Source organism: Phytohabitans rumicis, assembly GCF_011764445.1.
GTDB classification, from domain to species: domain Bacteria; phylum Actinomycetota; class Actinomycetes; order Mycobacteriales; family Micromonosporaceae; genus Phytohabitans; species Phytohabitans rumicis.
Window position 1 is genome coordinate 618,092 of the sequence record NZ_BLPG01000001.1, and the last position, 19,063, is coordinate 637,154.

Here is a 19,063-nt window from a genome sequence, read left to right on the forward strand (position 1 = left end):
CGTCGCTGGCTACGTACGGGTCCGCTTCGTCAAGGTCCAGGAGTCGATCTCGAAGAGGTCCACGCCATCGGGCCCCGCGTACGTGAAGTACACGTCGTGCACGCCGGTGACGCAGTCGAGCGGAGCGGTCACCTCCGTCCACTCCCCCAGTGGCGCGTCGACGGGGATGGTCGCGACCACCGGCGCGGTGCGGTCGTCGAGGCGAAGCTGAATCCTTCCGCCTGCCACGAGCGGGAGCACCTTGGCGGTGACGCCGGCGGCGCCCTTTCGGAAGTCGACCGACGCGAGCGACGTCCAGTCGCCGTTGTCGACGTCGTGTACCACGAGGTTCGGCGCTTGCGCGCCGAACTCCGCCGAGGCGCCGTCGATCTTCTTCGTCGCGATGCCCTGCTGCCACGCGATGGTCTCGGCCTCGATCACACGGTACGGGTTGAGGTTTCGGACGTTGTCGACTCCGTCGTAGGTACCGATCACCTCTTGGATCGTCCCGTCCTCGTTGAACGCCAGCTTGGCGATGTGCGGGCTGCGGAAGCCTTGCCCCGTGCCGCCCGTGGCGCGGGCGTTGAGCGTCTGGGCGTGATACGTGAGGTAGTACCCGCCCTCGAACTTGAACACCGACTGGTGGTTGTTGCCGCCGACTCCGAAGAAGTTGCCCGGGTTGCGGAAGATCACGCCGGCGTACTTGTCGGGCGTCCACGGGCCCATCGGGTTGTCGGCCATGAGGTACGCGATCGCTCCGGTCGGTGGACCGTTCGGGTCCACCGGGCCCGAGAAACCGAAGTTCGTCGAGTACGAGTAGTAGTACTTGCCCTGCCGCTTGAACACGTGGCTGGCCTCGAACATGAGCGGCGCGTCGATGACCTCCGCCGAGCCGACCGTGCTGATCATGTCGTCGCCAAGCCTGATCACCCGCGTGGACTTCGGGTGGTTCGTGTTCTCGTAGCTGCCCGACCGGTCGTCCCCACCGCCACCGAAGTAGAGGTAGCCCTGCCCGTCGTTGTCAATCAACACACCCGGGTCGAAGAGCCAGTTCCGGCCGTTCGACGCACCCGGTGTCGCACTCGTGATGAGGAGGCTGCCGCGCTCGTCGTGCCACGGGCCGAGCGGTGAGTCGCCGACCAGGACGCCGGTGGCGCCGCCGCTGTTGGCGAAGTAGAGGAAGAACCGCTCCTTGCCGTCGATGACTTTGCGCGCGACCGCCGGAGCCCAGGACTGGCTCGCGTAGCGGGCGATCCCGTCCGGCCCGGCAACGCGGATCTCACCGTGGTCGACCCAGTTGACGAGGTCGCCCGAGGAGATGACCGTGATCGTGTTGATGCCGCCGTAGGTGTTCGTCGGGGAGATCCCGTCCGGACCCGGGTAGTACACCTGCGTGTCGTTCGTCATGTACAGATACACGCGACCGCCGTGGACGAAGGCATTGGCGTCGGCGCCGAACTTGTGCGAGATGAGCGGGTTCCCCTCGCCGGGGACCTTGCCGAGCACCTCGAAGGTCCTCGACCTCGTGTACTCCTCGAGCGTCACGTCGTCGACCTTGAAGTCCATGAGGTGCGCCTCCGGAGGGGTCGGCGTCGCCGTCCACTGTGTCTCGACGAAGATCCTCGCGGTCGTGACGTTCTGCGCCGCGGGAACCGCGAACGTGCCCTTGATGAGTCCCCACTGTCCACGGGGCACCGTCACCGAGCCGAGATTCGTGTAGGACGAGCCTCCGTAGTGCATCGTGACGACGAACGCCTTCGTCGCCGGGCTGTTCGGGTCCTCGTACTTCACCCGCGCCGTGACCGAATAGATCTTTCCAGCCCGCACCTTGCCGGACACATCCTGCATGGGACCGGAGCTGGTGTTCGTCCGACCCGTGACGAGCGCGGCGCCGACGCCTGCGTAGGCGTCCGGCGTGGGCGACAACGTGGCGCTGCCGGCCGTGTTGGAGAACCAGTTGGCGAGGCCGTCCTCGAACCCGCCGTTCACGATGAGATTCACGCCGTCCGCCTGGACCGGGGCCGGTGTGGCGACCAACCCCGCGGCCAGCACGATGCCGGTCGCCACGAGCGCGACCCGTCGCCGGATCCCTCTTTGCGAACGCCGCTGCACGAGATGGTCCTCCTTGACGCCGATGACAGCCACATCGACGCCGATTACATCGACATCGATCGTCGTCCTGCAAGCGGTAGGATACCCCGGCGCGGCCGATACCGGAGAGGTGGTGCCACCTCGGGGTTCGCGCTCGCCGTTCCGACCGGCATCAGTTGACGTTGGCGTGTACAGAGAAAGAGTGCAGACCGTTGTCATCGTCATGGCGCTGTCGTTCGCGCGCGCATTCCTCGAAGGCGAACTCCCGGCTGGATCGGTGCGGGTTGTCCCCGATCCAACCGTCAAACGGCACCGCGACCAGCACCTCGCTGAGCAGGTCAAGCGGATCCTCGCGGACGGCCAAGACGCGGTCGTCAACGCCCCGTCCCGCAGCACTCGACGCGCCGTCATCCTCGCCGCAGCAGGCCAAGGCGCGCGGGTGATCGGATACTGGGCGCGGCCATCGGAGGAGCTGGGCATGCCCGGGATCCTCGACTACGAGCCGGAGTACAGCCAACTGAACCGGCGACCACGCAAGACGGAGGGATTCGACGTGCTCTACGAGGTCGTCAACCCGGAACTGGAGTACCACCTCAGGGAGCTGTAAGGCCGACCACCGAGTCCGACGCCGCCGGGTGGATGCCAGACCCCGCAGGTGGATGTGCGGATCGCGCCGGGCCAGAGCATCCAGCAGGAGGTGGACGCCCGGCCTGCGGGCACGTCGTTCCTGCTGGCCGCCGGAGTGCACCGGCTGACCACAGTGGAGCCCAAGCAGGGCAACCGGTTCTACGGCGAGCTCGGGTCGGACTGCGCCCGGCTGACCACACTGAGCGGCGCGCGGCTGCTGACGGGCTTCACCCACTCCGGCAGCACCTGGGCGGTAAGCGGTCAGGACCAGCAGGGCCAGGTGCACGGCCAGTGCTCGTCCGGGTGGACGCGGTGCGACCGGCCGGAGGACGTCTTCGTCAACGACCGGCCGCTGCGGCACGTGGCCAGTCTGTCCGAGGTCGGTCCGGGCCGGTATTTCTTCAACTACGACACCGACACCGTCTACATTGGTGACGACCCGGCCGGTCAGCGGGTGGAAATCGCCACGGCCCGGCACGCGTTCGGACCGTCCGCCGACGACGTCGTGATACAGGGCCTGGTGATCGAGAAGTACGCGATCCCGGCGCAGATGGGCGCGATCGGTGACCAGTTCCCGCGCGCTCGGTGGCGGGTGGAGAACAACGAGATCCGCCTCAACCACTGCACCGGCTTGATGCTGGGTGCCGGCGGCATCGCGCGGGGCAACCACCTTCACGACAACGGGCAACAAGGGTTCGGCGCCACCGGCGCGGGCGTGGTGTTGGAGGGCAACGAGATCGCGGGCAACAACTACGCACACGTCGACCCGGGCTGGGAGGCCGGCGCGATGAAGATCCAACGAACTCAGAACGCCGTCGTCCGCAGCAACTGCGTGCACCACAACGCGGGGCCCGGCATCTGGCTCGACATCGACAACACCAACGCCTTGATCGAGGACAACGTGGTGTTCAGCAACGACGAGATGGGTATCTTCTTCGAGATCAGCCAGGGCGCGACCATCCGCGACAACCGGGTCGGCCACAACGGCAGGATCAGCCCCGGCTGGCTCTACGGCGCGAACATCCTGATCTCCACGTCCACCAACGCCGACGTGCACCACAACTACGTCGAGGTCGACGCCGCCTTCGGCAACGCCATCACGGTCATCTGGCAGCCGCGGGTCGACGACAACGGCAACCCCTACGCCGGCACCGGCTCGGGGGTGCACGACAACGAGGTCACCTTCCTGGGCGGGACAGGCGTGCAGGGCGCGGCGTCAGACTTTCCGCAGGGCCGCGACCAGATCTTCGCCACCAACTCCTTCAGCGCCAACACGTACCACGTCGGCGACCCGGGTGGCGCGCACTTCGCCTGGGCCAACGACAACCAGCTGACCTTCGCCGGCTTCCAATCCAACGGCCGGGACACCACCGGTCGCCTGGACACGACCGTCACCGCCAGAAGCTGGTCGTGCGGCATGAGCTGACCCACCCGGCGGCGTCGGACGCACTCCTCGTGTGGTGGCAGAGGCCGACCCGACCAGGGGTATCAGCAGGACGCCGGCCGCGGTGACCAGCAGGGCGACGAGCCCGGCCAGGGCTCGCACGGTACGTCGCCGCCAGTCGGCACCGCACTCGTCGAGTCCAACACAGAAAGACGGCCAAGGTACGCAGTGGACAGTCGACGACAGGGTGCCCCACAAAGTGACGAGCCTGGATCAGGTGATTGGTCGAAGTCAAACTCTTACTTTTCGCCTCTTCGCGCGGATACGGACGTATGGTCAGTGGAGAGGGCGGTGACGCGGGATGATGGGCGCGCTGCGGATCATTAAGCCGGGTCAGACGATCGGCGCCCGCTCGTACGCGCCGATAGCTGAGCATGGCCTCATCGGTAACCTGCGGTCCGCGGCGCTGGTCGACACCGGCGGGACGGTCAGCTGGTACTGCCCGGGACGCTTCGACGCGCCAAGTGTGTTCGCCAGCCTCCTGGACCCCGATCGCGGTGGGCTGTTCCGGATCGCCCCGGCCGGGCACGGGTGGACAGCACGGCAGCTGTACCTGCCCGACTCGGCGGTCCTGGTGACGCGGTTTCTCGGCGACGACGGAGTCGCCGAGGTCGTCGACTTCATGCCGGTCACCGGCCGGGCCGGCGATACACCCGACCTGTTGGTCCGGGTCGTTCGCGTCGTTCGCGGCGAGTTGCGGCTCGAAGTTCGCTGCGCCCCCCGGTTCGACTACGGCAGAGCCACGCACACGTTGGAGCACGAAGGTGACGCCGCGGTGTTCCGCGCGCCTGGGCGGACATTACGCCTCGACAGCGACCACAAGCTGACCCCGGACGGCGAGGACGTCACCGCGGTCCTGGACCTCGCCGTCGGCGAGCGGGCGTGGTTCGCCCTGAGCGGCGGCACCAGCGATGGCATCCCGCGCCGGGTGGCCGTCAGCGAGGTCGACGGACGATATCGGTCTACATTAGACTGGTGGCATCGCTGGGTGAGCGCGAGCACCTACCGGGGGCGGTGGCGCGAGACCGTCATGCGCTCGGCGATCACCCTCAAACTGCTCACGTACGACCCGACCGGGGCGGTCGTCGCCGCGCCCACGGCGGCGCTGCCCGAGCAGATCGGCGGGGAACGCAACTGGGACTACCGGTACACGTGGATCCGGGACGCGTCGTTCTCCGTGCACGCCCTCCTGCGGCTCGGCTACGTCGACGAGGCCCGCCGGCTGTTCCGCTGGATGGCCGCCCGTCCCAATGGGATGGACGGGGCCGACGGCGGGTCGCTGCAACTGATGTACCGGGTCGACGGCTCGGCCGACCTGGACGAGCACATCCTCGACCATCTCGGCGGCTATCGGGGATCGCGTCCCGTACGCATCGGCAACGGCGCCGCGCACCAACTCCAGCTGGACATCTACGGCGAGTTCCTCGACGCGATCTGGACGACGTACCAGTCCGGCGGGGGCCGGCTGGGTACGAGTGGCTGGGCGCGGCTGTGCCAGCTCGCGGACTGGGTGACGGCCCACTGGGATCAGCCCGACGAGGGCATCTGGGAGACCCGCGGCGGCCGGAAGGACTTCGTCTACGGGCGGGTCATGTCGTGGGTCGCGCTCGACCGGATGGTCCGCCTCGCCGGGATGCTGGGCTGGCCGGCTCAATCGGCCGGCTGGGCCGCCGCCCGCGACCTGATCCACAAGCAGGTCATGGCCAAGGGCTGGCATCCGGGAAAGCGGTCCTTCGTGCAGGCGTACGGCAGCGAGGTGCTCGATGCCGCTCTTCTCGTCATGCCGCTGGTGGGTTTCGTCTCCGACACCGAGCCGGCCTGGCTGTCCACTTTGGACGCACTTGGGGAAGCACTGGTCTCCGACAGCCTCGTGTACCGCTACGACCCGACCGCATCGCCCGACGGCCTACGCGGTCACGAGGGCACCTTTTCCATGTGCACCTTCTGGTACGTCGAGACGCTGGCGCGGGCCGGACGGCTCGCCGAGGCGCGGTTCGTGTTCGAGAAGATGCTGACCTATGGCAACCATCTCGGGCTCTACGCCGAGGAGTTGGGCCTGCACGGCGAGCAGCTCGGCAACTTTCCGCAGGCGTTCACCCACCTGGCGCTGATCAATGCCGCCACGACGCTCGACGCCTACCTCGACACCCCCGACCACCGCCGCCCAGCCGACCTGGCATAACACCTGTCTATGAGACAGGCAGGGTAGTTCGGTGATCATGAGGTTGGCGTCAGGGCAAGCGCTCTCCCCGACGCTAACTTCATGATCACCGCTTGCTGGCCAGCAAGCGGCCAGCCGGCCCCGCTTGACAGGATCAAAGACAGAACGGGCGTGGAAGGTCTCTAGGCCGCCTAAAGGGCACAAACTTCTTGAAAGGTTAGTTCTTATCGGATCCTGATAAGTCGTACTGTTTGCTTGTGGGATCTGCCGGCTTGCCAGAACAGCGGGCCCTGACGTCGTGGCGCGTGCTGGTGGCGGTGGTCGCGCTGGTGATCTTGACGGTGGCGGTCGCCACGCTTGCCGTGCGTGCGCAGATCCGGTCCCGGGCGCTGCAGAACGCGGTGAACGGGGTGGCGATCCTCAGCTCGCTGGTCATCGACCAGAGCTTGACGCTGACCGACATCACGCACGGCACGAACCCGCTCAACGCCGCTGCCCTGAACGCCGATGTGATCATGCTCAAACGGCGCGGCGAGGTGGTCAACCTGTCGATCTGGTCGCTCGCGACGTTGCGAGTCGTGTACAGCGACGTCGAGCCGAGCGCGGTCGCCGCACCGCCACCGCACGTCGTGGCGCGGGCCCGGATGGGCGAGCCCTTCGTGGTGACCGACACCGGACAGGCCGACACCGTGGTCGTCTACCACCCGTACGACGCCAACGGCGACGGCACCATGGACGCCGTCGCCCAGGTGGTGTTGCCCGGGGACGAGGTCCACGGGCCGGTCACCCGGTCGATGAACCTGGTCTACGCCGGTGGCGCGATCGTGCTCCTGCTCGCGCTGGCCGGCATCCTCCAGGTCCGCCGGCATCAGCTACGGCAGGACCACGCCGCCGTGCACGACGCCCTGACCGGTCTCGGCAACCGCCTGCTGTTGCGCCGCGTCGCGCCGTCCACGCTGGCTCGCTCCACGCCGGAGCGGCCGACCGCGCTCCTGCTCATCGACCTGGACAACTTCAAACCGGTCAACGACGCCCTCGGGCATCCTGCCGGTGACGAGTTGCTGGTGGCCGCCGCGAAGCTCATACAGCAGGCAGGTGGGCCGGCGAGCGTCGCGGTCAGGTTCGGTGGGGACGAGTTCGCGGTACTCCTGGGGCCGTTGACCGACCGCGGCGTGGCGCGCGACGTGGCGATCGAGATCCGCAACCGCATCCGCCAACCGCTGATGATCGCGGGATGCGAACTGGAGGTCGGTGCCAGCGTCGGCATCGCGTGGGCGCCGGACGACGGCGAGGAACTGAGCGACCTGTTGCGCCGGGCCGACAAGGCGATGTACTACGCCAAGCACTCCGGCGGCGGAGTGGCCGAGTACGCGCAGACGCCGGAGACCACACCACCGGATCCGAAGGTCACCACACTGCCGCAGCTGAGCCGGGCGCTGGCCGGCCATGAACTGGAGCTGTTCTACCAACCGGTGCGCGGTGCGGACGCTGTCGTGAGATCGGTCGAGGCCCTCCCCCGGTGGCACCACCCACAACGGGGGCTCCTGGAGGCCGGCATGTTCATCCCGGCCATCGCGCACACCTCACTGGCGACGGCGTTGACGACGTGGGTGCTGCGCCAGGCCGCCCGGCAGTGCGCCGAATGGCGTGCGGACGGGATGCAGGTCAACGTGTCGGTCAACATCTCGGCGCGCACGCTGTACAACGACACGCTGCCGGACGTGGTCCGTACCGTCGCGGCCGACTGCGGCCTGCCGCCGTCCGCGCTCGAACTGGAGGTGGCCGAGGCGATCCTGGTACGCGAGTCGGCGCGGGCCATCCCGGCGATGCTTCGCCTACGCGACGCCGGTGTGGGCCTTTGCGTGGACAAGTTCGGCGCCGAGTACGGCGCGGTGTCGGTCATGGCGGAGGCTCCGGTGCAGCGGGTGAAGATCGACCAAAGGTTCACCGGAACCGTCGTGGAGTTCCCGCTCGCCAGAGCGGTGGTCGGCGGCTGGGTACGGGTCGCGCACCAACTGGGTTTGACGGTTGTCGCGCAGGGTGTCGAGACGTCCGAAGCATGGCGGTGCCTGATCGACCTCGGCTGCGACGACATGCAGGGGTTCGGGATCGGGCGACCCATGCCGGCAGTGGAGTTGACCAAGTGGTTCGCGCGGCCCAACGCACACGCCGGTCCCGCGTAGCCGCCGTCGGCGCCCTGGTCGTCGTGTACGCGGGGCTGACCGGCTGTCCCGGCGACCCCGACCGCGACGCGGCACCTCCGCCCGGAGCGGCGGGCGGGGCGGCCTGCCCCGAGGCGTTCGCCGAGGCCAAAGCGGCCGTGGCCGCGGCCGAGGTGACCACGGTGCCGTGGACCGGCCCGACCACCGGTCCCCGCGCCCCGACCGGGAAGACCGTCGTGTACATCGCGCAGATCATGACCAACCCCGGGGTCGCGGGCGCCGCGAGGGGAGCCGTCGAGGCCGCTCACGCGGTCGGGTGGAACCTGGAACTGATCGACGGGCAGGGTTCGCCCAGTGGAATCCAGAGCGCGTTCACGCACGCTCTCGCGCTGAATCCGGATGGGATCATCGTCGGTGGTTTCGACCCCGGTATCGCGGCCCTACAGCTAGCGGAGGCGGACGCCAGAGGGATACCGGTGGTCGGTTGGCACGCCGTCGGCTCGCCCGGCCCGAGTCAGAACCCGAAGCTGTTCACCAACATCACCACGAAGGTCGAGGACGTCGCGAGGATCAGCGCCCAGTGGATCATCCTCCATTCCGGCGGAACCGCCGGCGTGGTCGTCTTCACCGACGCGTCCATTCCGTTCGCCAGACGCAAGTCTGAACTGATCACCGCCGCGCTCCAGGCATGTCCCGCCGTACGAGTGCTGTCCACTGAGGACATTCCAATCCCGGAGGGCAGCACCCGTACGCCGCGACACATCTCAGCGCTGGTGGAGCGCTTCGGCGACTCGTGGACGCACTCGGTGGCCATCAACGACCTCTACTTCGCCGACGCGGCCTCGGCGCTGCGCAAGGCCGGCAAGCGGGGAGCCGGCCCTCCATACAACATCGGGGCCGGCGATGGCGACCCCGTGGCGTTCGAGCGGATCCGCGGCCGGCAGTACGAGGCGGCCACCGTACCGGAGCCACTGCTCCAACAGGGCTGGCAGATCATCGACGAACTGAACCGGGCGATCGCGCGCCGGCCGAGCAGCAATTTCGTCCCGCCGGTCCACCTGACGACGACCGCCAATGTGGGGGGCGCGACGTACTGGGAACCGGACAACGGGTACCGCAACCGGTACATGACGATCTGGGGGCGATAGACGGGGATTTGTCTGATACGGTGGTGTTTGCCGAGATGGGGTCGACTTAGATGCGTGCCGAAGCGAAAAACTCAGTTGGCTGGGCAATAGCGATGCTGAATGGCGCCGAAACCGCCGAAGAGGTTCGGGTCATCCTGAAGACGAGCGCCCGAGCGGCCGTTCACGCTCAAGGCGCGACGGTGGTGGAGCTCGATGGCGACCAGTGCCACTACGCCGACGAGGATGCGGTGAGCCCGTTGTGGAAGGGCGAGCGGTTCCCCGTCGCCTCGTGCATCAGCGGATGGGCCATGTTGCACGGGGAAACGGTCGTCATCCCCGACATCTGGCTCGACGAGCGCGTCCCGCAGGACGCGTACCGGCCGACGTTCGTGCGCAGTCTGCTCATGGTGCCCACCATGGTCGGGGACGGCTACCCGGTCGGCGCGGTAGGCGCGTACTGGTCGTACCCGCACCGCGCCTCGGACCGCGAGGTCGCCGAACTCGAGGCTCTCGCGGAGGGGGCCGGACGCGCGTTGCAGCGGATCCTCGCCTTACCCGAGCACGCGACAAAGGGTATGGTAGCCAGCCGCGGGTGATGATGGTGCGAGCATGGTGGGTAGCACGTCCATTCTTCTCGCCGTGGTCACCACAGCCGCGATCGTGGCGGTGGTGACCTGGCTCGTCAGTATGGCCATCGGCTCACGCGACGCGCGGCGGCAGGACCGGGTCGTGCGTGGCGCCAGCGCGGAGCTCGCCGCGGCCACCGATAGCGAAGCGGTCGCCGCCATCGCGGAACGGGCAGCGCGCAACCTGGTTGGACACCGCTTCCCGCCCAGATCGCACGCCCACCTGCAAGCTGCCCGGCAACTGATATCGGTTCAGGCCGAACTGGCCGTGGCACGGCTGCAGCTGACCGACATCACTGTGCTGATCGTCGACGACGAGAACAGGATCCGGTACGCGAGCCCGTCCGCCCGCACGGTCTTCGGCACGACGGCGCTCGACGACATACCGTTGCCCGATCTGGTCGATCGAGCCGAGCGGCGAACAGCCGAGTACCTGCTGAACCATGTCCGCGCCGGCGACCTGGACTCACCGCCGGAGTCGAGCCGGGCCGACTGGACGATCTACGCTCGAGATGGCCGCACGGTGTACGTCGAGGTGTCCTGCCGTCCGGTACCGGTGGCGAGCGCGACCAGCGGCTTGGTCGTCACCCTGCGCGATGTCACCGCACAGCGCCAGCTTGAGCGGGAGCTGACCAAGCAGAGGTCGCACGACCCTCTCACGGGTCTGTCTAACCGGCAACGGTTCTACGAACGCGTCGACCACGCCATCGCGACCGAACCCGATGCCGTCGGAGTCCTCCTTGTCGACCTGGATGGGTTCAGGGCCATCAACGACGGCCTCGGGCAGGCCGCCGGCGACGCCTTCCTGACCGCGGTTGGCCATCGCATCCGCGAGACCGTCGGGCACGACGGTGTCGCGGCACGACTCGGCGACGACGAGTTCGCGGTACTGATCCGCGACGTCGCGGCGACCCCGCTGGACGAGGCAGCCGCCGGGTTGGCCGACGCGCTGGCACATCCGATCGCCCTCAACGGTGGCCCGGTGTTCTGTAGCGCCAGTATCGGGGTCGCGACATCCGCCGGCGCGAGCGGCGCACCGGAGTTGCTACGGCATGCCGACCACGCACTCGTCGCGGCGAAGGCCGGCGGCCTTGGGCAGTGGCGCCGGTACGACCCGTCGATGGCCGACGCCTTCACGGACCGGGTGGCGCTGCGTGCGGCGCTGGGCCGTGCCCTCCAGGACGACTCGCTGAGTCTGGCCTATCAGCCGATCGCCGCGTTGAAGACCGGCCGCACCGCCGGGTACGAGGCGTTGCTGCGCTGGGAGCATCCGACCCGCGGACAGCTGAGCCCGGACGAGTTCATCGACATCGCCGAAGAGTCGGGCCTGATCATGCCGATCGGCGAGTGGGTGCTCGCGACCGCGGCGCATTCCGCGCAGCGATGGACGGCCACGGCAGGGCCGGAAGCGCCGTACGTCAGCGTGAACGTGTCGGCGCAGCAGTTCCGGTCGGCCGGCTTCGTCGACACCGTGGACCGAGTGCTCGCCACGGTCGGTCTGCCGCCGCGTCGGCTCGTCCTGGAAGTGACCGAAAGCTCGCTTCTGCGTGACGACGACAAGGCGTGGGAGGACCTCCGGTCGTTACGCCTCCATGGCGTGCGGATCGCGATCGACGACTTCGGCACCGGCTATTCGGCCCTGAGCTACCTGCGTCACGCCCCCCTCGACATCCTGAAACTGGATCGGCTCTTCATCAGTCAACTGGAGACCTCGACTCGTCAGCGTGACCTGGTGGCAGGGATCGTGCGCCTCGCGCGCAGCCTCAACCTCGAGGTGGTAGCCGAGGGCATCGAGACCACGCAGCAGCGGGACATCGCGGCCGAGATCGGTTGCGGGTACGGCCAGGGATACCTCATCGGCAGACCGGTCGTCGACCCGCGCACCTACGCCAACTGACGGGCGCCGGACGGCGCTACGGTTGGCGCCGATGGAGACGACGCGGATTAGCATCGATTTCGGTACGTCGCACACCGTGGCGGTGCTGTCCGGGCCAGGCCGTGAGCCGCGGGCGCTGCTGTTCGACGGGTCGCCGCTGCTGCTTTCCGCCGTCTATGCGATGCCGGACGGTCGGCTGGTCGTCGGCCGCGACGCGTGGCACGCGGGATCGAGCAACCCGGCCGGTCTTGAGCCGTACCCGAAACGACACATCGACGAGGACCGCTTGCTCCTGGATGGGCAGGAGGTGACGCTGGAGGCGGTCGTGGCGGCGGTGCTGCGCCACGTGTCGGTGGAGGCGGACAGGGCGGCCGGTGACCACGTCGCCACCGCCGTGCTGACCTGTCCCGCGTCGTGGGGCGGGACCCGGCGGGGTCGTTTGGAGGCGGCGGCCGGCACCGTGTTCAGCACCGTCCACCTGGTCGCCGAGCCGGTCGCCGCGGCTCGCCACCATCTGTCCCGCACCCCGCTGACCGATCCCGGGTACGTCCTGGTGTACGACCTCGGCGCTGGCACGTTCGACGCCTCGCTCGTGCGGTGCACGCCGGACGGGATCGAGCTGGTCACCTCCACCGGGCTCGACGACGCCGGCGGTCTCGACATCGACGCGGCCATCGTCGACCATCTCGGCCAGACCCTCGCCGCTCGCGACCCGGATCGCTGGCGCCGGCTGGCCCACCCCGGCGACCGAGCCGACCGACGGGCCCGCCGCCTGCTGTGGGACGCCGTACGCACGGCCAAGGAGGTGCTGTCCCGCACCGCGACCACGATCGTCCACATTCCACTCTTCGACGAGGAGATGCCCCTCGGCCGGGAACGACTCGAAGAGCTTGCCCGCCCGGTCTTGGACCGCACCGTCGCCGTCTGCCGTGACCTGTCCACCGCTGCTCGGAGCGGACCGCTGCTCGGCGTCTTCCTGGTCGGCGGTGCCAGCCGGATGCCCCTGGTCGGGACCCTGCTGCACCAGGCCCTGGGAGTGGCACCGGCCGCGGTCGACCAGCCCGAACTCGCGGTCGCCGAGGGCGCGCTGGCCGACCCGCCCGCGGCGACGGACGCCTGGCCACCCGCCGACATGCCACCCGCGGCCGGTACGCCTGCCCCACACCCCCGACGCCGCCGCTGGGTCGCCGCCGGTGCCGTCACGGTGGTGGCCGCCGCCACGGCGGTCTGGCTCGGAACGCGGGGCGGGTCGCCGCCCGCGGACGGCGCCCAGCGGAGCCCGACCCCGGTGGCCTCGGAGGCCGGCTCAACCCCGACGCCGTCGCCGACCCCGAGCCCGCTCATCGACCCGTGCCTGGTCGGCGTCTGGGATTCGACAAGCTACTCGATCACCAACTTCATCGACGGCGTCCCGACCACCTTCACCAACACCGGCGGCACGGTGAAGACCGTCCGAGCGGACGGCACGTACGTCCACGACTACAACTCCAGCCCTCCCCGGACCGCCACATTCAACGGCAACAAATGGGAGCAACGTATCCGCGGCACGTTCACCGGGCGGCTCCGGACCCATGACCAAACGATCATCTATTCCGGCACGGCACGGGGCACGAGCGAGTTCTTCGAGAACGGCAGCAGCCGTGGCCGCCAGGCGCTGACCCTGGACCCGAAGCCGTCGACCTACCTTTGCGACGGTGACACCTGGACCGAGTACACCCAGGACTGGCGCATCGACTACAACCGCCGCCCTACCGGCTGACAAGGAGGCGCCGTGACCGCCGTCGGGTGCGGCAGCGACCTGGCCCTGGGCGCCCTGTTCGCGACGGCGCGGACCCGGATGTCCCCCCACCGCCGGGTCATGGTCGCCCTGCAGGCCGCGGAGCGGTTCAGTGCGGGCGTACGCGGCCCGTTCTTGTGCCTGTCGCAGGACGATGCAGGATGAGAGCGGCTTGTCGAGCATGATGCTGGGTCAATCAGATGCTACACATCAAGTACTTGATACCTGTGAAGCACCTGTAGGCTTCAGCTCATGGCAGACGGCGGGGAGCCAGCGACCGGCGGCGTGCTCGACGGAGTGACGTGGGCACTGCGTCGGGCGGAACTGGCCGTACAGACCTTCAAAGAGCGGCAGTTGCGGACGATGGGCCTGGCCGCGGCGCACTACTCCCTGCTGATGTGCGTCCACGCCGAGCCCGGTCGCACCGGCGCGGAGGTCGCCCGCCGCCTGGCCGTCACTCCCCAGAACGTGGCGTCGCTGGTGGCCAAGATGGAGGACCGGGGCCTCGTCGAACGCCGATCACATCCCCGCCACGGCCACGTACAGGAACTGCACCTCACCGACGCGGGCCGCGAGGCGTTGCGCGCCGCGGAACCCACGGTCACGGCGATCGACCGCCGGATCGCCACGGAGTTGGGCCCGGCGGAGACCGCGCACCTGGCCGCGCTGCTCAATCGAGTCGCCGACATGATGAGTCGCTGAGCGAAGCCTGAGAAACATGCACCCGCTTCGCCGGAGCGCTTTGCTCGGTCAGCTGAGGGTGCGGCCGAACAGGTCCAGCAGCGCGGTCCAGTGGCGTTCGGTGGCGTCGGCGTTGTAGCGGGTGGTGTCGGCCATGGTGTAGCCGTGCTGTGCGCCGGCATAGACCTCGGTGTCGTGGCGGACACCCGCCGCGGTGAGTGCCTTGTCGAGGCGATCGATCTGCTCCGGGGGCATGGCGGGGTCCTGGTCGGCGTGCGCGAAGTACAGATCCGCGGTGATCCCCTCGGCGAGCAGGTGCGGGCTGTCGGGAGCATCGCTCGCGAGGCCGGCGCCGTGGAAGCCGCCGGCGGCGGCGACCCGGTGGGGGTAGGTGCCCGCGGTGCGCAGCGCAAGGCCCGCGCCCATGCAGTACCCCGTGACCCCGACCGATCCGTCGGTGGCCTGCGGGGAACTGGCCAACAACGCCGGCCGATCCTGCTCCTCGATGCGTTCGGGCAGCTCGACCAGCGGCGCGCGGTCGTGACGGTACAGCACGTTCGGGACCAGCACCGTGTATCCGGCCGCGGCGAGCCGGTCGGCCATCTGCCGCAGTCGGGGGCGTACCCCGAAGGCGTCCATGTAGAACAGCACCCCCGGGTGGGCGGCGCCGTCGTCGGGATGGGCCAGGTAGGCGTCGGCGATACCGTCCAGAGTGGGGACGTCGACCGTCGCGCCCGCAGCTTCACCCAGGCGGCGGCGAGTAGATCTAGAGACCTTTCGGGGTCAGGTTCAGAATCAGGATCGAGTTCTGAGCTACCGCGGCGCTCGTCGCGGTCCAGGCCGTCGCTCCCGCGGCCGCACCCTGCGCGGTCCACGACCAACCCCGACGGGTGATGCCTGCGCGGCGATGGGGTGTGGACCACGGAAAGATCTAATAGATGGACCTCACAGCCCGTGACGCCTTCACCGGGCAGGTTGGTTTCTGGGCCCCATACCTCACAGTCATAAATATGCCTCTCAGGTATGGGGCCTAAAACTAGTCTCTGGAACGGAAGCGGAGCACAGACCGCGACGCACACCACCGTCTCCCGGGCGGCGCTCGGCCGTTGTCCCTGGGTCTTGTGCCGCGGGGCTGGCAGCGCTGGTCGGGGGTTTCGGCGAGCGCCAGCGAGCCGCCGACCTGCGCGGTGCCCGCGGGAGCATGCGGTCCGCAGGTGACGCGGGCCGGGGCGTATCTGCCCGGACAAACCCCAGACGCCGCGTGGAGCCAACACCTCACCACCGAACGCGCGGCCGACGCGGGCGCAGAACTCGCCGACAGCATGGACGACGTACTGCGGCACCCGGGGGCTGTTGGGCGAGGCGGAGCTGCGCGCGATGAAGGCCAGCGCTTATCTGGTCAACACCGCACGCGCCGCGATCGTCGACCAGCCGGCGCTGCTGCGCGCCCTCCGCGAAGGCTAGATCGTGCTGTCGGCCTGTACCGCGATATGTCTCAGCGGTACAGGCCGACGGCGTGTCGTCGAAACTCGCGAATTACGTCAGCCTGGAAGGGTCACCTGCGCCGGCGTGGACCGCTGGGTGGTGGTGCCGTCGCCCAGCTGTCCGGACATGTTGTTGCCCCAGCACCACAGGCTGCCGTCGGTGCGGACCGCGCAGCTGTGATAGCTGACAGCAAAGCCGGTGGTCCAGGTGTTGGCGTCGCCAACCCGGGTGGGGGCGAACCGGTGGGTCGTGGTGCCGTCGCCCAGCTGCCCCAGCATGTTGTTGCCCCAGCACCACAGGCTGCCGTCGGTACGGACCGCGCACGGCGTGTCATCGCTCGCGTTGACGCGGCTCCAGCTGGTGGCGGCGCCGACCTGGATCGGTGTGGTCTGGTAGGCGCCGCTGACACCCAGCTGTCCGTACCCGTTCTCGCCCCAGCACCACAGGGTCCCGTCGGCGCGGACCGCGCAGGTGAAGGCGTACCCGGCTGTTGCGCCGGTCCACGTTGTCGCGGTGCCGACCTGCGTCGGAGTCGCCGCGTAGGTCAGGATGCCGAGACCGAGTTGTCCGGTCGAACTGTCACCCCAGCACCACAGCGTGCCGTCGGTGCGGACGGCGCAGGTGTGCGCGAAGCCGGTCGTGACGCTCGCCCAGTTGGTCGCCGTGCCAACCTGCACCGGGGTGGTCGCGGTGTCGACGGACATACCGACACCCAGCTGCCCATTGCGGTTGCTGCCCCAGCACCACAGGGTGCCGCCGGTCCGGATGGCGCAGGCGTGACTGTCGCCGGCGCTCACCCTGGCCCAGGTGGTGGCGGTGCCGACGGGTACCGGGGTGGTCCGGTTGATGGTGGTGCCGTCACCGAGCTGGCCCCTGCGGTTGCTGCCCCAGCACCACAGCGTGCCGCCGGTCTGTACCGCACAGGTGTAACTTGTGCCGGCGTCGATGCCGGCCCAGGCGGTGGCGGTGCCGACACGCACCGGTGTGGTCCGGTCCGTGGTCGTGCCGTCACCAAGCTGGCCGGTGTAGTTTCCGCCCCAGCACCAGAGTGCTCCGTCGGTACTGATCGCACACGTATGTGCGAAACCCGCGGCGACGCTCGAAACCGCCGGGGCGGCTGCGGCAGCCGTGCCCGTCATGGCACCAATGGCGAGCACGACGATACCGATGCATGTCGCCGCCCTGGCGATGATGCTTCTCATGTACTTTTCTCCCCAAGAAAGACGTCGAATCCCAAACAGCGGTGGCGGGCATTTCTCTGGCAGCTAAATCGGCAGGTAGAGGTAGCGGTAATCTAAGCGCTTAGATCGATGTCCGCAAGTACGTTCCGTTGATTGGTATCGATGGAGCGTCAGATCGACGTCACGCCGCATCCGCAACTGTCGCGGAGGATCAGCTCCACCGGCAGCTCGGGCACCGGGTCGGGACGGGCATCGCCGTCGAGCATGGCGGCCAGGATGCCGACCGCGGTCCGGCCGATCCGCTCCATCGGTTGACGCACCGTGGTGAGCGTCGGCCGCGACAGCCGCCCGGCGACGATCCCGTCGAACCCGGTCACCGCGACCTGCCGCGGAATCGCCAAACCCGAACGTCGCAACTCGTCCAGCACGACCAGGGCCTCCTGATCGGTGGCGCACACGAAGGCGTCGGGCAGCGGCCCCGCCGCGAGGCAGGCGCGTACCGACTCGACGGTGATGTCGGTATGACCAGGCAGGCTCGGCCTCGGGTCCGGGACCGGCAGGCCGGCGCCACCGAGCGCGGCGGCGAAGCCCCGATAGCGGTCAACGAAGTCGGGGACGTCACACCGTCCGATGTAGACCGGCCGGCGGCAACCGTGGGCCGATAGCAGGTGCTCGGTCAGGCGCCGCATGCCGCCGGCGTTGTCCACCGCGACCGAACGCAGCCGGTCATCGCGCGCCGTGCCGCCGAGCTCCACCACGGGGATCCGCCGCGCGATGCCGTCGACCACGCCGGGGGCCAACGATCCGGCGACGAAGGCGATCAGCCCGTCCACGCGCCCGGCCACGTCGACGATCGGTGCCGTGGCCGGTCCGCTCTTCCCGCCGCCGACCATCAAGGCGTACCCCCGGCGCCGGCACTCCAACGCGACGCCGTTCTGCACCTCGTCGACGTACAGCGGGAACGAGCGGTAGTCGGGCTCAGGCGGCGGTGCACCCACTGCCGCGGCGACGTCGTCCTGGATCAGATAGTCGAAGGAGTACAAGCCGATCGCGCCGGTCTTGCCCTTCGCCAGACCCCTGGCGCTGGCGCTGGGCGCGTACCCGAGTTCGTCCGCGGCCCGAAGCACGGCCTCCAAGGTGCCGGGCCGTACCCGCTCTGGCTGGCTGAACGCGAACGAGACCGTCGCGATCGACACGCCGGCCAGGCGCGCCACGTCGTAGACGGTCGAACGCCGCGTCATCAGCCTCCTCCCGGGCCCAGGGCGTACGACACGAACGGGATCAGCAGCCGGGAGATGTCCTTGACGCTCGTCTCGGGGCTGCTCGTCGGGGTGGTGACATGGCTGATCGCCAGCCGCACGACGGACCCGGCGAACAGCCGTGCGTCGTCGGCCAGGAACTGGGGCCACAGCTCGCCGATGACGCCGGTGAGCAACTCCTCGGCGACCTGGATGACCGGCAGAGCCTGGGTGGTCACCAGCGGGAGGAGCTCGTTGCCGGTGGGCCCCTGCAGGATGGCCTTGACCATCACGTTGTCGGCCGCGCCGGTCAGGAAGGCGTCCAGCCCGGCCTCGATCGCGGCGAACGGATCGTCGGCCCGGCCGCGGACGGCGTCGAGGACCGATTCCAGGAACTGTTCGGTTTCCCGCAGCACGTACGCCTGGGCGAGCGCCTCTCGGGAGCCGTACAGCTGGTAGAGGGTCTGCCGGCTGACGCCGGCCCGGACGGCCACGTCGGCCATGCGGGTGGCTTCCCAGCCCCGGTCCCGTACCAGGTCCTCCACCGCCTGCAGGATGGCCGCCCGCATGGCGTCTCGGGACCGCTCCACGTAACGCTGCCGGCCGGG

At 69.0% G+C, this 19,063-nt stretch carries 16 protein-coding genes; 11 read left to right on the plus strand and 5 right to left on the minus strand.

The window, feature by feature from the left end:
* Positions 1-9: 9 nt before the first annotated feature.
* Positions 10-2,091 carry a family 43 glycosylhydrolase gene (locus Prum_RS02700; RefSeq protein WP_173073657.1) on the minus strand — a complete coding sequence of 694 codons (2,082 nt, stop codon included), beginning with the start codon at positions 2,089-2,091 and terminating at the stop codon, positions 10-12.
* A gap of 181 nt (positions 2,092-2,272) precedes the next feature.
* Between Prum_RS02700 and Prum_RS02705 the strand changes: the two genes are divergently transcribed.
* The 10 genes from Prum_RS02705 to Prum_RS02750 all read left to right on the plus strand — a co-directional run bounded on the left by Prum_RS02705 (position 2,273) and on the right by Prum_RS02750 (position 14,572).
* A complete protein-coding gene (locus Prum_RS02705; RefSeq protein ID WP_173073659.1) occupies positions 2,273-2,677 on the plus strand; it encodes a hypothetical protein in 405 nt (134 codons plus the stop codon).
* A 48-nt stretch (positions 2,678-2,725) separates the two neighbouring features.
* Positions 2,726-4,123: a right-handed parallel beta-helix repeat-containing protein gene (locus tag Prum_RS02710; protein ID WP_173073661.1), complete on the plus strand. Its 1,398-nt coding sequence runs from the start codon at positions 2,726-2,728 to the stop codon at positions 4,121-4,123.
* A 322-nt stretch (positions 4,124-4,445) separates the two neighbouring features.
* Positions 4,446-6,323, plus strand: a complete 1,878-nt coding sequence (locus tag Prum_RS02715) for a glycoside hydrolase family 15 protein (protein ID WP_173083325.1) — start codon at positions 4,446-4,448, stop codon at positions 6,321-6,323.
* Between the two features lie 251 nt (positions 6,324-6,574).
* Positions 6,575-8,485: a putative bifunctional diguanylate cyclase/phosphodiesterase gene (locus tag Prum_RS02720; protein ID WP_173073663.1), complete on the plus strand. Its 1,911-nt coding sequence runs from the start codon at positions 6,575-6,577 to the stop codon at positions 8,483-8,485.
* Complete coding sequence (locus Prum_RS02725) at positions 8,446-9,612, plus strand: substrate-binding domain-containing protein (RefSeq protein WP_173072704.1); 1,167 nt, start codon at positions 8,446-8,448, stop codon at positions 9,610-9,612. Before Prum_RS02720 ends, Prum_RS02725 begins: the two co-directional genes overlap by 40 nt.
* A gap of 50 nt (positions 9,613-9,662) precedes the next feature.
* Positions 9,663-10,187, plus strand: a complete 525-nt coding sequence (locus tag Prum_RS02730; RefSeq protein ID WP_173073665.1) for a GAF domain-containing protein — start codon at positions 9,663-9,665, stop codon at positions 10,185-10,187.
* 13 nt (positions 10,188-10,200) lie between these two features.
* The gene (locus Prum_RS02735) at positions 10,201-12,114 is read left to right on the plus strand and encodes a putative bifunctional diguanylate cyclase/phosphodiesterase (protein WP_173073666.1); all 1,914 of its coding nucleotides are present in this window, start codon (positions 10,201-10,203) and stop codon (positions 12,112-12,114) included.
* 31 nt (positions 12,115-12,145) lie between these two features.
* Positions 12,146-13,852 (plus strand): Hsp70 family protein, encoded by a 1,707-nt coding sequence (locus Prum_RS02740; protein ID WP_173073668.1) that lies wholly within the window; start codon positions 12,146-12,148, stop codon positions 13,850-13,852.
* 12 nt (positions 13,853-13,864) lie between these two features.
* Positions 13,865-14,035 (plus strand): hypothetical protein, encoded by a 171-nt coding sequence (locus Prum_RS02745; RefSeq protein WP_173073670.1) that lies wholly within the window; start codon positions 13,865-13,867, stop codon positions 14,033-14,035.
* A gap of 87 nt (positions 14,036-14,122) precedes the next feature.
* Positions 14,123-14,572 carry a MarR family winged helix-turn-helix transcriptional regulator gene (locus Prum_RS02750; RefSeq protein WP_173073672.1) on the plus strand — a complete coding sequence of 150 codons (450 nt, stop codon included), beginning with the start codon at positions 14,123-14,125 and terminating at the stop codon, positions 14,570-14,572.
* Positions 14,573-14,620: 48 nt separating this feature from the next.
* Here Prum_RS02750 and Prum_RS02755 read toward each other — a convergent pair whose 3' ends face one another.
* Positions 14,621-15,301 carry a dienelactone hydrolase family protein gene (locus Prum_RS02755; protein WP_173083326.1) on the minus strand — a complete coding sequence of 227 codons (681 nt, stop codon included), beginning with the start codon at positions 15,299-15,301 and terminating at the stop codon, positions 14,621-14,623.
* 603 nt (positions 15,302-15,904) lie between these two features.
* On the opposite strand from Prum_RS02755, the gene Prum_RS02760 reads away from it, so the two are divergent.
* Positions 15,905-16,015 carry an NAD(P)-dependent oxidoreductase gene (locus Prum_RS02760; RefSeq protein ID WP_246277604.1) on the plus strand — a complete coding sequence of 37 codons (111 nt, stop codon included), beginning with the start codon at positions 15,905-15,907 and terminating at the stop codon, positions 16,013-16,015.
* A gap of 77 nt (positions 16,016-16,092) precedes the next feature.
* Here the strand turns inward: Prum_RS02760 and Prum_RS02765 are convergent, their stop codons facing one another.
* From Prum_RS02765 to Prum_RS02775, 3 genes are all read right to left on the minus strand, one after another.
* Entirely contained in the window at positions 16,093-17,238 is a 1,146-nt protein-coding gene (locus tag Prum_RS02765) for an RCC1 domain-containing protein (RefSeq protein ID WP_173073674.1), read from the minus strand.
* A 149-nt stretch (positions 17,239-17,387) separates the two neighbouring features.
* On the minus strand, positions 17,388-18,458 hold the full coding sequence (locus Prum_RS02770; protein ID WP_173073676.1) for a LacI family DNA-binding transcriptional regulator: 1,071 nt from the start codon (positions 18,456-18,458) through the stop codon (positions 17,388-17,390).
* Positions 18,458-19,045, minus strand: coding sequence for a TetR/AcrR family transcriptional regulator (locus Prum_RS02775; RefSeq protein ID WP_173073678.1), 588 nt, complete (start codon positions 19,043-19,045; stop codon positions 18,458-18,460). Before Prum_RS02775 ends, Prum_RS02770 begins: the two co-directional genes overlap by 1 nt.
* Positions 19,046-19,063: the final 18 nt, after the last annotated feature.

What these genes read in the sequence shown, in the direction of transcription:
- Prum_RS02735 (WP_173073666.1), top strand. Translation starts at nt 10,201, where the DNA reads ATGGTGGGTAGCACGTCCATTCTTCTCGCCGTGGTCACCACAGCCGCG.
- Prum_RS02715 (WP_173083325.1), top strand. Translation starts at nt 4,446, where the DNA reads ATGGGCGCGCTGCGGATCATTAAGCCGGGTCAGACGATCGGCGCCCGC.
- Prum_RS02765 (WP_173073674.1), bottom strand. Translation starts at nt 17,238, where the DNA reads ATGAGAAGCATCATCGCCAGGGCGGCGACATGCATCGGTATCGTCGTG.
- Prum_RS02750 (WP_173073672.1), top strand. Translation starts at nt 14,123, where the DNA reads ATGGCAGACGGCGGGGAGCCAGCGACCGGCGGCGTGCTCGACGGAGTG.
- Prum_RS02730 (WP_173073665.1), top strand. Translation starts at nt 9,663, where the DNA reads ATGCGTGCCGAAGCGAAAAACTCAGTTGGCTGGGCAATAGCGATGCTG.
- Prum_RS02770 (WP_173073676.1), bottom strand. Translation starts at nt 18,458, where the DNA reads ATGACGCGGCGTTCGACCGTCTACGACGTGGCGCGCCTGGCCGGCGTG.
- Prum_RS02740 (WP_173073668.1), top strand. Translation starts at nt 12,146, where the DNA reads ATGGAGACGACGCGGATTAGCATCGATTTCGGTACGTCGCACACCGTG.